This window comes from Streptosporangium sp. NPDC087985 (genome assembly GCF_044741965.1).
In the GTDB taxonomy this organism is placed as follows: Bacteria; Actinomycetota; Actinomycetes; order Streptosporangiales; family Streptosporangiaceae; genus Streptosporangium.
Window position 1 is genome coordinate 182,162 of the sequence record NZ_JBIUTQ010000002.1, and the last position, 14,484, is coordinate 196,645.

General features: G+C 68.8%; 10 protein-coding genes. 8 read left to right on the top strand and 2 right to left on the bottom strand.

The window, feature by feature from the left end; genetic code table 11:
* Positions 1 to 234 precede the first annotated feature (234 nt).
* On the top strand, positions 235 to 3,216 hold the full coding sequence (locus ACIN94_RS06035; RefSeq protein WP_400701649.1) for a bifunctional [glutamine synthetase] adenylyltransferase/[glutamine synthetase]-adenylyl-L-tyrosine phosphorylase: 2,982 nt from the start codon (positions 235 to 237) through the stop codon (positions 3,214 to 3,216).
* 66 nt (positions 3,217 to 3,282) lie between these two features.
* The gene (locus ACIN94_RS06040) at positions 3,283 to 4,362 is read left to right on the top strand and encodes a hypothetical protein (protein WP_400700290.1); all 1,080 of its coding nucleotides are present in this window, start codon (positions 3,283 to 3,285) and stop codon (positions 4,360 to 4,362) included.
* Between the two features lie 66 nt (positions 4,363 to 4,428).
* Here ACIN94_RS06040 and ACIN94_RS06045 read toward each other — a convergent pair whose 3' ends face one another.
* On the bottom strand, positions 4,429 to 5,265 hold the full coding sequence (locus tag ACIN94_RS06045; protein ID WP_400700292.1) for an LLM class flavin-dependent oxidoreductase: 837 nt from the start codon (positions 5,263 to 5,265) through the stop codon (positions 4,429 to 4,431).
* Positions 5,266 to 5,515: 250 nt separating this feature from the next.
* On the opposite strand from ACIN94_RS06045, the gene ACIN94_RS06050 reads away from it, so the two are divergent.
* Positions 5,516 to 6,490, top strand: coding sequence for a hypothetical protein (locus ACIN94_RS06050; protein WP_400700294.1), 975 nt, complete (start codon positions 5,516 to 5,518; stop codon positions 6,488 to 6,490).
* Here the strand turns inward: ACIN94_RS06050 and ACIN94_RS06055 are convergent, their stop codons facing one another.
* Entirely contained in the window at positions 6,491 to 8,665 is a 2,175-nt protein-coding gene (locus ACIN94_RS06055; RefSeq protein ID WP_400700296.1) for a beta-glucosidase, read from the bottom strand.
* A 565-nt stretch (positions 8,666 to 9,230) separates the two neighbouring features.
* Between ACIN94_RS06055 and ACIN94_RS06060 the strand changes: the two genes are divergently transcribed.
* From ACIN94_RS06060 to ACIN94_RS06080, 5 genes are read left to right on the top strand one after another with little or no spacing between them, the layout of a single operon-like run.
* Positions 9,231 to 10,253 carry a LacI family DNA-binding transcriptional regulator gene (locus tag ACIN94_RS06060; RefSeq protein WP_400700297.1) on the top strand — a complete coding sequence of 341 codons (1,023 nt, stop codon included), beginning with the start codon at positions 9,231 to 9,233 and terminating at the stop codon, positions 10,251 to 10,253.
* Positions 10,254 to 10,269: 16 nt separating this feature from the next.
* Positions 10,270 to 11,493 (top strand): extracellular solute-binding protein, encoded by a 1,224-nt coding sequence (locus ACIN94_RS06065; RefSeq protein WP_400700298.1) that lies wholly within the window; start codon positions 10,270 to 10,272, stop codon positions 11,491 to 11,493.
* Positions 11,490 to 12,689 (top strand): ABC transporter ATP-binding protein, encoded by a 1,200-nt coding sequence (locus tag ACIN94_RS06070; RefSeq protein ID WP_400700299.1) that lies wholly within the window; start codon positions 11,490 to 11,492, stop codon positions 12,687 to 12,689. Before ACIN94_RS06065 ends, ACIN94_RS06070 begins: the two co-directional genes overlap by 4 nt.
* Positions 12,686 to 13,615: an ABC transporter permease gene (locus ACIN94_RS06075; protein ID WP_400700301.1), complete on the top strand. Its 930-nt coding sequence runs from the start codon at positions 12,686 to 12,688 to the stop codon at positions 13,613 to 13,615. Before ACIN94_RS06070 ends, ACIN94_RS06075 begins: the two co-directional genes overlap by 4 nt.
* On the top strand, positions 13,615 to 14,484 hold the full coding sequence (locus ACIN94_RS06080; protein WP_400700303.1) for an ABC transporter permease: 870 nt from the start codon (positions 13,615 to 13,617) through the stop codon (positions 14,482 to 14,484). Before ACIN94_RS06075 ends, ACIN94_RS06080 begins: the two co-directional genes overlap by 1 nt.

Here is a 14,484-nt window from a genome sequence, read left to right on the forward strand (position 1 = left end):
CGCTGCACACTTTCAGAATCAGCGTGTGCGGCGGTACCCCCGGTTGCCTGAGACGCGGACCGGGTCCCGGAGAGCGGGCACAGACGGAGGAGCCGAGCCGCCCGCGCGGTAGACGGGGACCGGGGCACGGGCTCCGTCTGCCCACCGAGGGTATGGATGTCGGTGCAGGGGGAGGGAAGGCCACCTGCGTCGGCGATCGAGGACGAGGGAGGGCCGGTGAACACCGCATCCCGGATGCAGACGACCGCCGGGAGACTGGCCATGATCGGTTTTGCCGACGGGGCCAGGGCCGAGAGGCTGCTCGACGAGCTGGGACCCGAGGCGGCCGGCGACTTCGACCTGCTGGACTCCCTGGTCGCCACGGCCGATCCCGATCTGGCGCTCACCTCGCTGAACCGGCTGACCCGGCAGGACCCGAGTGTCATTGGAGAGCTCCGCTCCGATCCCGGCCTGCGGGCCCGGCTGCTCGGGGTCTTCGGTGTCAGTGCCGCTCTCGGTGACCACGTGGTCAGGCATCCCGAGCACCGCCGTCTCCTCGAGGGCACGCAGGCCGTACGGCGCCCGACCTCGCAGCAGCTCCGCGTGGACCTGCTGCTCGCGGTCGGCGCCGAGCCCGACGACCCCGAGCCGCGGGCCACGGACGCGAGCACCGCCACCCTGGCCGCGCTGCGGGTCGCCTACCGGGGACGCCTGCTCCAGCTGGCCGCGCGGGACGTCACCGGTGCGGCCTCGCTCACCGAGGTCACCGCGGAGCTGTCCGACCTGGCCGGCGCCGCACTGGAGGCGGGGCTCGCCATCGCACGGTCCGAGCACACCGACTCCGGTTCGGTACGGCTGGCCGTCATCGGCATGGGCAAGTGCGGGGCCCGCGAGCTCAACTACATCAGCGACGTCGACGTCATCTTCGTGGCCGAGCCGCGCGAGGACGCCGCTGGGACCATGGACGAGACCACAGCCCTCCACCTCGCCACCCGGCTGGCCCAGGGCATGATGCGCGCCTGCTCGGCCAGCACCCCCGAGGGTTCGCTCTGGGAGGTCGACGCGGCCCTGCGCCCCGAGGGCAGGACCGGTCCGCTGGTCCGCACTCTCGCCAGCCACCAGGCCTACTACCGGCGCTGGGCCAAGACGTGGGAGTTCCAGGCACTCCTGAAGGCCCGGCCGGTGGCGGGCGACTCCGCGCTCGGCGAACGATATGTCTCCGCGATGAACGAGATGGTCTGGCAAGCCGCCACCCGTGAAAGGTTCGTCGAGGACGTGCAGGCCATGCGCCGCCGGGTCGAGGATCACATCCGCAAGACCGAGGTGGAACGCCAGCTCAAGCTCGGGCCCGGCGGTCTGCGCGACATCGAGTTCGCGGTCCAGCTGCTCCAGCTCGTCCACGGCCGCCTGGATCCCCTGCTGCGCCGCCGTGGCACCCTCTCCGCGCTCGCCGCCCTGTCCCGGGGCGGCTATGTCGGCAGGGAGGACGCCAAGGCGCTCGCCGAGGCGTACACGTTCCTGCGCCAGGTCGAGCACCTGATCCAATTGCACCGGCTCCGCCGTACCCACGTGGTGCCCGAGGGCGTCGCCGACCTGCGCCGGATCGGCCGGGGACTGGGCATGATCAGCGATCCGGTGGGAGAGTTCACCACCCGCTGGAGACGGCACGCGATGGAGGCCAGGCGCCTGCACGAGAAGCTGTTCTACCGGCCGCTGCTGCAGGCCGTCGCCCGGCTTCCGGAATCCGAGACCCGGCTCTCCGCCGCCGCCGCGCAGGCCCGGCTGGAGGCGCTCGGCTACACCGATCCGGCCGGAGCGCTCCGCCACATCAGCGCGCTGACCAGTGGCGTCTCGCGCCGCGCGGCGATCCAGCGGACCCTGCTGCCCGTCATGCTCGGCTGGTTCGCCGACGCCCCCGACCCCGACGCCGGTCTGCTCGGCTTCCGCCAGATCTCCGACAAACTCGGCACCACGCCGTGGTACCTGCGGCTGCTGCGTGACGAGACCGTGGTGGCCGCGCGGCTGGCCCGGCTCCTCGGAACCAGCCGTTACGCGACGGGACTGCTGCTGCACGCCCCCGGCGCGGTGGCGATGCTCGGCTCGGACGCCGAGCTGGATCCGCGGCCGCCCGAGGCGCTGCTGTCGGAGGCGCGGGCCACGGTGAGCCGCTACCCGACCCAGGCCGAGAACGCGGTGGCCGCCGTGCGCGGGCTGCGGCGCAGGGAACTGTTCCGCACGGCGGTCGCCGACCTCGACGGGCACATCGACATCGAACAGGTCGGCCAGGCGCTGTCGGCGCTCAACGACACCACGATCCAGGCAGCGCTGGACGCCGCGATCGGCAAGGTCGAGATGGAGCGGCGCGCCCCGCTGGGCACGAGGTTCGCGGTGATCGCGCTGGGGCGTCTCGGCGGCCTCGAATGCTCCTACGGCAGCGACGCCGACGTCATGTTCGTGCACGCGCCGCTTGAGGGGATCCCGGAGCGGGAGGCCACCGACATGGCCTTCGCGGTGGCCAACGAGCTGCACCGGCTGCTGGCGCTGCCCGCCCCCGACCCGCCGCTGCTCATCGACCCCCACCTGCGCCCGGAGGGCCGTCAGGGGCCGCTGGTCCGCACGCTGGCCTCCTACGCCGCCTACTACGAGCGCTGGTCGTCGCCATGGGAGTCCCAGGCGCTGCTGCGGGCCCGGTTCTCGGCCGGGGACGCCCAGCTCGGCGCGGACCTCCTCGCACTGGCCGATCCGCTGCGCTACCCGTCCGGCGGCATCTCCGACGCGGCCGTGCTGCAGATCAGGAAACTGAAGGCGCGCATGGAGGCAGAACGGCTGCCTCGCGGGGCCGACCCGGCCCTGCACACCAAGCTCGGCAGGGGAGGGCTGTCGGACGTGGAGTGGGTTGCCCAGCTCCTCCAGCTCCGCCACGCCGGGCGCCTGCCGTCGCTGCGGACCACCCGGACCCTGGAGACGCTGCGCGCGGCGGTCGTCGAGGGCCTGCTGCCGGCCGATGACGAGGCCTCACTCGCCCAGGCCTGGAGGTTCGCCTCGCGCATCCGCGACGCCATCGTCCTGATCCGGGGCCGCGCCGCCGACTCGATCCCAGCGGACCTGCGCGAACGCGCGCTCATCTCCCGCACCCTGGGCTACCCGCCGGACAGCAGCGAGGACCTCGTAGAGGATTACCGCCGCATCACACGCCGTGCCCGCCGGGTAATGGAACACACCTTCTACGGAGATTGATCTGTTTTTCCGGTGGGCATTGCGCCTGCCGGGGCAGGCGTGTATCAACGTTGCGGGTGATCTGTTTTGATATCCGTTTACATTGATCTGGCCATCGGGCTGGTCCTGGCCTTCCTGCTCCTGTCACTCCTGGTGAGCGGGATCAACGAGGCCTTCGTCCGGCTGTTCGGGATCCGCAGCAAGTTCCTGTGGGCCTACATCCGCGACACCATGGACGGCGGCCCGCAGGAGGGCCGGTCATGGATCCCGGTGAAGGTCACCGACGTCTTCGCCAAACTGCCCTTCTCCAAGGACGACCCGCGTCCCCGGCACGATCCGGACCCCGCGTCGCCGGTGGTCGAGCCGGTGCCGGTCGACCCCACCGAGGTGCTCGACACCGAGGCGTCCACCCCACCGGTCGACATGACCGGCCGCCTGTACGGACGGCTCCAGGAGATCGACCATCCCACGGACGCGCGGACCAGCATCGCGAACATCCCGCCCGAACGGTTCTCCGGGGCGGTGATGGAACTGGTCTCCGCCGAGGAGGGCGGGGTCGACGGCCTGCTCATCAAGCTGGAGGCCATCGGCAGCCCGCTGGCCGGGCACCTGCGCGGGGTCTGGGAAGGCGCGCAGCGGGACATGAGAAAGTTCCGCAAGGGGGTGGAGGCCTGGTTCGACGGCGAGATGCAGCGGCTGTCCACCCTGTATCGCCGCTACGTCACCTGGGTGGTCTTCGCGCTCGGCCTGGTGCTGACGTTGCTGTTCAGCATGGACGCGCTGGAGTACGGCAAGACCCTGCTGCGCGACAACGCCTACCGCGCCGGGGTCGCGGCCATCGCCGGCGGCAGCGAGGACGGCCTGAGCGCGCTGAAGGCCAAGTGCGCGGTGGACGGCGCCGTCGAGCCCTACGCCTGCGTGACCGAGTCCTTCAGCTCCCCGGCCCTGGTCAAGATATTCGACCACGCCATCGTGAGCCTGACGATCCCCCCCGACGGCTCGGGGGACCCGTCCTTCAAGTGGAACGGCGGCGCCTGGTGGGATCGCCTGATCTCCCCGGGCCACTGGCCCGGTTACCTGATCAGCGTGGTCGCCCTGCGGTTCGGAGCCTCCTTCTGGTGGGACGTCCTGCGCCGGCTGACCGGCATCCGGAGCAACCGCTCATAGTCTTCCGGACCGCGCCGCTGCCCGGGCCCCGGACGGTCCTGTGCGGGCTTCTGAACGGGCCCCGGCTTAGCGCAGCTCCGCCAGAACCAGATCGATCTGGGGGAGGGGGTCCGGCCCGAACGGACGGAGCACCACCGTGTCGGCTCCCGCCTCCCACAGCAACCTGACCTGGTCGGCGGCAGCCTCGGGAGAGCCCACCGCCATGACGACCTCGTCCGGCTCGACATGCAGAAACTCCGCCGAACCGGCCGCCAGGCGCGTGCCCACCGTGGCGTCGTCGCCGACGTACAGATGGGTGAACACCACCAGCTCGTGATCGCCTCCGCCGGTCAGCTTCCGCGCGTCCTCGATCTGGGCGGAGCCGACCCCCTCGGGCAGGATCGTGCCCTGCGCCACCCGTCCGGACAGTTCCAGCGAGCGGGGCCGTACGACCCCGGCGAGAACCGGCGGCACGGTCGCAGGCGGATGCACCAGGCTCACCCCGTCGATCCGTACGGCGCGGCCCCGGAGGGTGACCGTCTCGCCGCGCAGCAGCGCGCGCACGGCCACGATGGTCTCCTCCAGCAACGCCAGCGGCGATGGGGCCAGCGCGCCCACCTGGCGCATCCAGTCCTGTACGCCGTGGCCGATGCCGGCCGCGAGACGGTGCGGGTGCATGCGGGCCAGGTTGCCGAGCTCCATGGCCAGCAGGGCCGGATTACGCAACGGGGCCGGGGTGATCCCGATGCCCACGCGGAGCCGTTCGGTGACGGCGAGCGCGGTGGCCGCCGACGAGATCGAGCCGGTCCAGCCCAGGTCCTCCACCACCCAGACGTCGTCCACCTCAGCCGCGTCCAGATGACGGCAGAAGGGGATGAATGACTCCGGAGGAAGGTCGCGGTCGAACATCACGCCCAGACGCATGTCTCTCCTATGGGCCTACGGGTAGCGGAAGTAGCCGACGAAATCCTTGACGGCCGTCAGCCGGTCGATCCGGACCTCGGTACGTTGATCATTCTGCCTGACGTGCCGCCGTTCCGCGATGCGCGTTCTCAACCGCCTCCGCTCCGTCGCGGGCGATCACCGAGGGCGGGACGGAGCAGCGACACGCCCCGGGCTGCTTACCGTGACCGGTCCGCGGGGAACCGCCCGGCGCGATGTTACTTTCGGTGACGTGATCAATCCGGTGGGCCATCCGCCGGAGCGGACCGGGAGCGTCGCCCGCGAAGAGCGGCAGTGTGGGGAGCCGAAGGTGACCGTCTGGCAGAGACGTGGGAGCGTCGCCGCTCTGGTCGGCGCGTGTCTGCTGTGGATGGTGGGTCCGGCCGTGGCGGGATCGATCACTCCCACGCCCGAAACGGACTTCTCGTTGACGGTGAGCCCGTCCCGGCTCGCCGTCCCACCCGAGGACATCGGCAAGGAACAGGAGTTCCAGGTCATCAACCGGGGTCGGCTGCCGGTCGACGTCGAGGTCCGCAGAGTCGGCTTCACGGCGAGTCTGGACGGCACGCTGCTCTTCCAGGACGGAGCCCCCTACTCCGCCGCCGGCTGGGTCACCGTCACCCCTGCCCGTTTCCGCCTGGCGGCGGGCACGACCAAACCGGTGTCCGTCCGGATCAACGCGCCGTCCGATCCGGAACCGGGTGATCATCAGCTTGCCCTGGTCTTCCTGGTGGCCGCCGTGGCCGGCGACGGCAACATCCGCGTCAACCGGGGGATCGGCACTCCGGTCTACATCACCGTTCCCGGCCCCATCGACGACTCGGCGGAGGTCACAGACCTGCGCGCGCCGAGATTCGCGCTCAGCGGCCCCCTCACCTTCACCGCGACGGTGCACGACACCGGGACCGTGCACCGGGACTTCCGCGGCAACGACCGCCTGCGCCTTCAGGTGAACGGGGAGAGCGTCCCGTTCCCCGACTTCACGGTGGGCCGGGGCTCCACCCGCGAGATCACCACGACCTTCGACCCGACCCTGTGGTGCCTGTGCCGTGCCACCGTGTCCGTCCCCGGTCCCGACGGGACGTCCACGACCGCGACGGCGACCGTCATCGTCTTCCCGCTCCACTGGCTGGCAGGCGTGGTCATGGCCGGAGGTCTCCTCCTCCCGATGACGGTCCTCCGCCGCCAAACGGGCGGCCGCGCGTGACTACCGGTGCTGCCCGGCCGGGGTGCGGACGGTGACCGCGTCATGCAGGGTCACGTTCTCCGACGAATTGCCGACGTACACCTGGTACTTTCCACCGACGGTCTTCCACTGCCCGCCGGCGGTGTCCCAGACCGACAACGGGTGGTTGGAGGCGGTGGGATCGATCGTGACCGCAACCCGCTTCTTCTGGCCCGGGTTCAACCAGACCTTGTCGAACCCGACCAGACGCTTGGGAGGCTCCCCGGCCGACGCCGGCAGCCCAAGATAGACCTGAGGCACTTCGGAGCCGGCCCTGGTCCCGGTGTTCTGGACGAAGAACGACACCCTGATCGGCTCCGTGCCATCTGTGGTCTGCGGTGTCACCACAAGCTTGGAGATCGAGAAGTCCGTGTACGACAGGCCGAAGCCGAAGGGGAACTCCGGCCGGGTTCCGGTCGCGTCGTACCAGCGGTAGCCCATCTGCAGGCCCTCGCTGTAGGTCGCCGTGAGAACGCCGTCGACGGGAACGCCCGGCCACTGCTCGGTTGTGCTCGTGGCCGCGGCCCGCTCCACCTTCGGGAACGTGATGGGGAGTTTGCCCGAGGGGTTGGTGACGCCGAACAGGACGTTGGCGACGGCGTTGCCGTCCTCCTGGCCCGGGTACCAGGCCTCCAGCACGGCCGGTACGTCGTTCAGCCACGGCATGAGCACCGGGCCGCCGTTCTTCAGTACGACGATCGTACGCGGGTTGGCCTTGGCGACCGCGGAGATCAGGGCATTCTGGTCGACGCCATCGCTCGTGGGGAGTGAGAGGTTCGGCCGGTCGGCGCCTTCCAGGGAGATGTCGCCCACCATCACGACGGCGATGTCAGACTGTTTCGCCAATGCTGTCGCCGCGGCGAGGTCGGTCCCGTCGTTGTAGGTGACCGATGCGTTCGACCTCAGAGCGCTCAGGGTGTTCTTCAGCCCCTGCTCCGGCGTCACCGTGTACGGAGCGTTGACGGTGATGCTCCCACCTGGGCCTGTGGCGGGGAACTTGGCCTTGCCCGCGAAGGTCTGCGGCCCGATGAGCGCCACCGACTTCAGCGACGGAGCGTTAAGGGGGAGCGTCCGTTTCTGGTTCTTCAGCAGGACACTGCCCTCCTCGGCGAGTTGCCGGGAATGCTGACCGTGCCTGGCGAAGTCGATCGGGGTGAACCCGTTCACCGGCCTGTCGAACTGGCCGAGCTGGAACATCGTGAAGTAACGCCGCTGGAGCATCGCGTCGAGGTCAGATGTGGAGATCTCCGCGGCGGCCAGCGCGGACTTGATGGTGGCCGGCGTGAACCACCTGGGGCTGGCGAACTCCAGGTCGAGTCCTGCCTTGATGGACGGGACGGTGCTCTTCGTCGCGCCGCGGTCGGACATGACGTAACCCTTGAATCCCCACTCGTTCCGCAGCACATCGGTGAGCAGGTTGCTGTTCTCGCAGGCGAAGTGCCCGTTGATCCGCGGGTACGAGCACATGACCGCCGCGAGATCGGCATCCTTGATCGACATCTCGAACGGCAGCGCATAGAGCTCGTGCATCGTACGGTCGTCCACCACGGTGTTCATCGTCTGCCGCTGCGTCTCCTGCTCGTTCGCGGCGAAATGCTTGGCCGAGGCCTGCACGCCGTTGGCCTGGATCGCGCGTGTCTCCTGCACGGACATCGTTCCGGCCAGGTAGGGGTCCTCGCCGAAGTACTCGAAGTTCCGCCCGTTGTTCGGCACGCGCCCAAGGTTGATCCCCGGCGCGAGGAAGACGTTGTGGGCATTGCTACGGGTCTCGATGCCGGCGATGTCCCCCCATCGATAGGCGGCGCTCCGGTCCCAGGTCGCGGCCACCGATAGCGCGGTCGGCACACCGGTGGCCTGCGGGTCCGGACTGCAGTCGCCTCCGCCGACTCCGATGGGACCGTTGGTCATCCGGATCGTCGGAATCTGCAGACGGGGGATGCCCTCGATATGGCGGGCGCCGGAGTAGAAGCCGCAGCCCGGCAGATCGGTGTTCGCGACGGGGTTCATGGCGATCTGCTGGATCTTCTCGTCCAGTGTCATCTCCTGGACGAGGAGTGCCGCGCGTTCGGTCGGTGACAGCGCCTGGTCCATCCAGGGCAGGACGCCGGTGCCGGCTACGGAGGGCAGCGCGGTTCCCGTGACAGTGGCAGTCCCCAAGCTCAGGAACACCGCGGTGGCTAGCCATCTGGAACGTCTCTTCATCCCCTTCCTCATGGATCGACCGGTTATGCCTGCTACCGGTAGGAGTGAGTGGGATCGGAGGGTGGCGGTCACGCGAAGGTGCCTGGCACAACACGCGGTTCGCTCATTCGCCTCGCAGTCGGAGCCGACTGCTGATGAGGAGACTGACCCATCCTCGGGGCCTGGACAAGATGGTTGAACGATGAATCTTGTTTCATGGCGTTGGAGGACGCCGGCCGATTACGGGACCTGCGTGCCGTACGCGAACTCGCCTGGCGTAACGGCCGATCGTGCCCCGCCGGCGGGCAGACGGGAGCGTGGATCGGTGCAAACGATTGCACGCCCTATGTCCGCCGGCAAGAGCGAGTCGCAGGTTGAGAATCCCCAACGTTCCAGGCGTATTCCGCCGCGGAACCGTGAATTCAGCACGATCACAAGAAGTCACATCGAACCGTTGACTTTCCCTGCAAACGGTTTCAGACTCACCACACCAACGTTAGGAGCGGAGTGAGCGAAGCGACCGGAGAAAGGAGTGCGGACTGTGGCGGTGACCATCCGTGATGTCGCGAAGGCGGCAGGTGTCTCTCCGTCGACCGTCTCCCGGGCGATGTCTCTGCCCGACATGGTCGACCCGGCCACGCGTGACAGGGTCCTGCGGATGGCCGAGCATCTCGGTTACCGTCCCAACCGCGCCGCCCGCGGTCTGATCACCGGACGCACGGGCAATATCGGTCTGATCCTTCCGGACCTGGCCAACCCGTTCTTCCCTTCGGTCGTCAAGGGCATTCAGAAACAGGCGCACGAGGCCGACTATGCCGTGTTCGTCGCCGACACCGACGAGAACCCCGGGGCCGAGATCGGCATGGTCCGTGCGTTGGCCAAGCAGGTCGACGGCATCATTCTGTGCTGCCCGCGGATGAGCGCCGCCGATCTGCGTGAGGCGGCCACCTGCGCCCCCGTCGTGCTGGTGAACCGCAGGGCCGGCAACATCCCGGGAGTGACCGTCGCCAACGGGGACGGCATGCACCAGATCATCGAGCACCTGGTCGCGCTGGGGCACCGCCGGGTGGGTTTCGTGGCCGGACCACGGACCAGTTGGTCGAGCGGAGAGCGACTACGCAGCCTGCGGGAGGCGACCGCCGCCGCCGGGGTGGAGCTTGTCGAGATCGGCAACTTCGCACCTCAGTTCGAGGGTGGGGCGGCCGCTATGGAGGCGACTCTGCTGGCCGACGTCACGGCGGTGATCACATATAACGACCTTGTCGGTCTCGGCCTGTGCAGTGCGCTGGCGAGCCGGGGGGTCGACGTGCCCGGACAGATCAGCGTCGTCGGTATCGACGACATCCCCCTGTCGGCGATGGTCCAGCCGGCTCTGACCACCTTGCGCATTCCCAAGGAGCAGGCCGGCCGAGCCGCCGTCGAGCTCCTGCTGCAGCTGTTGGCGAACCCCGCGGCGCGTACGCCTCCCAGGTGCGAGCTCCCCACCGAACTGCTCGTCCGGCATACCACCGCAGCGGCCCACACTAAGCCCTCCGTCCGTCGCGGGACGACGGCTCGGCCTTGAAGAAGGGACAACCCCCATGCGTGCGAACCGCCGCACCGTCATGCTCGTCTCGGGAACGCTCGTCCTCGGACTCCTCACCGCGTGCGGAGCTCCCAGTGGGCCCGGCCAGAGCCAGGGTCCGGCCGCCGCCAACGGCGTGGTCCCGGACTCGCCCTCACAGCCGGTGACCCTCAACGTCCTGGACGTGGCGGGTAACCTTCAGCTGACCCAGGGGATGATCGACGAGTTCGTGCAGCAGAATCCCAACGTCATCTCCAAGGTCACGTACTCCAAGGCCGGGGCGCCGGAGCTGGTCGGCAAGATCAAGGCTCAGCAAGGTGCCGGACGCGTGGACATCGGCCTGGTCCTCACCGGCGTCGACGGGCTCGCCGCCGGCGTGGAGCAGGGTCTGTGGGAGCAGCTCCTGCCCACGTTCTCCGATCGCCTGTCGAACATGAACAACTACCAGGACGCCGCGGCCAAGATGCAGGACCTGGCGGGCGACTACGGGGTGACCGTGACGTACTACCCGTCCGGTCCGCTGATCGAATACCTGCCCGGCAAGGTGGCCGACCCGCCCAGGACGGCGGAGGAGCTGCTCGCCTACGCCAAGGCGCATCCGGGCAAGGTCGAGTACGCGCGTCCGGCGAACTCCGGGCCGGGCCGTACCTTCCTGATGGGACTCCCGTACATCCTGGGGGACACCGGCCCCAAAGACCCGGTCAGCGGCTGGGCCAAGACGTGGGAGTACCTGACCGAGCTCAACAAGTACATCACCACCTATCCGAGCGGCACGACCCAGACCATGAAGGACCTGGCCAACGGTACGGCGGACATCATCCTCACCACGACCGGCTGGGACATCAACCCGCGCGTCCTCGGCACCGTTCCGGAGGACGCCAAGACTGGTACGCTCGAAGGTTTCCACTGGGTCACCGACGCCCACTACGCCGTGGTTCCCAAGGGTGCTTCGGCTGACCAGCAGGCGGCCGTGCTCAAGCTGGTCCAGTTCATGCTCACCAAGGAGCAGCAGGCCAAGGCCTACGACGACGGTTACTTCTACCCCGGCCCGGCGGTCAAAGACGTTGACATCTCGATGGCGCCGCAGAAGAGCCAGGACGCCATCAAGAAGTTCGGCCGCGCCGAGTACGACGCGCTCATCGCCGACAACCCCAAGGAGACCCCGCTGGACGCCAAGGCTGTCGTGACGGCCTTCGACAAGTGGGACCGCGAGATCGGCGGGGCGAAGGTTCAGAAATGACGATCGAGAAGCACCGCTTCCGGGAACTGCGGCTGGACGGCGTCGGCCGGCGTTTCGGCGGACAGGACGCCCTGGTCGGACTGGACCTGAGTATCAGGTCCGGTGAGTTCATCGCCCTGCTGGGCCCCTCGGGCTGCGGCAAGTCGACCGCGTTGAACTGCCTGGCCGGGCTCCTGCCGCTGACCTCCGGTGGCATCTGGCAGGACGAGCGACGCATCGATGTGCTGCCGCCGGAGAAGCGCGGCTTCGGGATGGTGTTCCAGAACTACGCGCTGTTCCCGCACATGTCGGTCCGCGGCAACATCGCGTTCGGCCTGCAGATGCGGCACCTGCCCAAGGCTGAGGTAAGGCGCAGGACCGATGAGGCGATCCGCCTGGTCCAACTGGAGGAGCATGCCGGGAAGCTGCCGGGACAGCTCTCCGGCGGCCAGCAGCAACGGGTGGCCATCGCCCGGGCGGTCGTGCTCGAGCCGAGTCTGGTCCTGATGGATGAGCCGCTGAGCAACCTGGACGCCAAGCTCCGGTTGGAGATGCGTACGGAGATCCGCCGGCTGCACCAGAGCCTGGGCCTGACGACGGTCTACGTCACCCATGACCAGGAGGAGGCCCTGTCCATGGCGGACCGCCTCGTCGTCCTGCGCAAGGGCCGGGTGCAGCAGATCGGCACTCCCGAGGAACTGCACACCAGGCCGGCCAACTGGCACGTCGCGGACTTCATGGGCTTCCGGAACCTGCTGCAGGTCACGGCCGGCACCGCATCCGCGGACGGCCTGACGGTCGAAGGACTCGGTCTGCGACTGGTCGCCTCGCCGGTCGGCCGGATCGACCCAGGCACCCCCGTCGTGGCCGGCGTACGCCCCGAGGACCTCACCGTCGTGTCCGGCTCCCCTTCCGGAGAGCCGGACACGCAGGAGACGGCACCGGTCAACCTGGTCCCGGCGATCGTCGAGGTGGTGGAATACCAGGGGCGCGAGCTCGCCGTGGAGGCACGCACAGCCGCCGGGGTGCGGCTGCACCTGCGCAGCGCCGAGCGGCTCGCGCCCGGGGACTCCCTCCTGCTCAGCGTCAGACCGGAGCGCCTGCTGGCCTTCCCAGCCGAGAGCGACGGCGAGCCGCCCCCACGCCACCTTGCCCCGGGTGAGGCCAGGGGCGATGATGACCGGCCCAGAGCCCTGTCCGGGCACGGTGCGGAATGAGCGCCGTCCTGCCGGCGAACCCCCCGGCCGAGGCATCAGGACGGGGCCGGGACCCCGGGCTGCGTCACCGGCTGGCCGAACGAGGGATCGACAGTCAGCTGCTGCTGCTGGTCCCGGCGATCATCTTTGTGGCCGGGCTGTTCATCTACCCGTTCCTCTACGGCCTGGGTCTGTCGTTCCAGCCGGCCAAGGGCGGCGGTCCCTTCGCCGACTACCAGCGGTTCTTCAGTGACGCCTACCAGCGCGACACGATCGGGAAGACGCTGGGTCTGGCCCTGCCCGCAGCCTTCCTGAACGTCGTCGCGTCCGTGCCGATCGCGTACCGGATGCGTGGACGGTTCCGCGGAAAACGGACCGTGACGACTCTGCTGGTCGTCCCCATCACCCTGGGGACCGTCCTGACCGCTGAGGGCCTGCTGAACTACCTCGGCCCCACCGGGTGGCTCAACCGGATCCTCATGGGCATCGGGCTGGTCGACGGGCCCATCCGGCTGATCAACAACTACTGGGGCGTCTTCTTCTCCCTGGTGATCACCGGGTTCCCCTTCGCGTTCCTGCTGGTCCTGTCTTATCTGTCCGGAATCGACCCCACATTGGAACGGGCGGCCTCCACCTTGGGGGCCAACTGGGTGCAGCGGTTCCGCCGGATCACTCTGCCGCTGCTCGCGCCAGGCCTCGCGACGACGTTCTGCCTGACATTCGTGCTGGCGTTCAGCGTGTTCCCGTCGGCCATCCTCGTCGGTGACCCGACCGGCGAGACCAGGGTCATCTCCATCGCCGCCTACCAGGCGGCCTATGAACAGTACGACTACCCGTTCGCGTCCACCATCGCCATGATCATGGGCATTGTCGAGCTTCTCGTGATCGCGGTCGTGCTCATGTGGCGCTCGCGCCTTTACACCGGTTCGACGGGAGGCAAGGGGTGATGGCAGCCACACCCGGCGCAGAAGCACGCACCGCCAAGCGCACGTTGGTCGCCAGTCCGGCCGGCTGGCTGGTGTGGGGTGCCGTGATCTTCTTCATGGTCAACCTCCTCGGGGTGGTCGGCTCCGTGCTGGTCAACTCGGTGGGCACCCGCTGGTTCGACACCTGGCTACCGCAGGGGGTGACGGCCCAGTGGTACTCCGAGGCGTGGCAGGAGTTCGGGCTCCTCCAGGTCGTCATCGTCACCCTCGAGGTCTCCCTCGCGGTGGTCGCGCTGTCCATCCTGGTCGGTGTCCCGGCGTCGTACGTCCTCGCACGGCGTGACTTCCCCGGCAAGCGCATCATGTACCTGACCTTCCTGCTGCCCATCATGATGCCGCCGATCACCTACGGCATCCCGCTGGCCACGGTCCTGTACAAGTTCGGGCTGGCCGGCAACATCAGCGGCGTCATCCTGGCCAACCTCGTGCCGTCCGTACCGTTCGTGATCCTGACGATGACCCCGTTCATCGAACAGATCGACCCCTCCATCGAGCGTGCCGCCCGCATGTCCGGCGCCCGGCTGCTGTCGGTGTTCACCCGGATCCTCGCGCCGTTGCTCATCCCCGGGATCCTCGCCTCGGCGATCCTGGTGCTCGTGCGCACCGTCGGCATGTTCGAGCTGACGTTTCTCACGGCGGGAGCGGACTCCCAGACGCTGGTCGTCGCGCTGTTCTCCTCGATGAACGCAGCCGGCATCCGCGCCCAGCAGTCCGTGGACGCCATGGCCGTGATGTACACGGGCATGATGCTGGTGCTGCTTGTCGTGGCCCTCCGGTCCGTCAACCCGACCCAACTCGTGGCCAGGATAAAGGAAGAGCCCGAGCCGTGA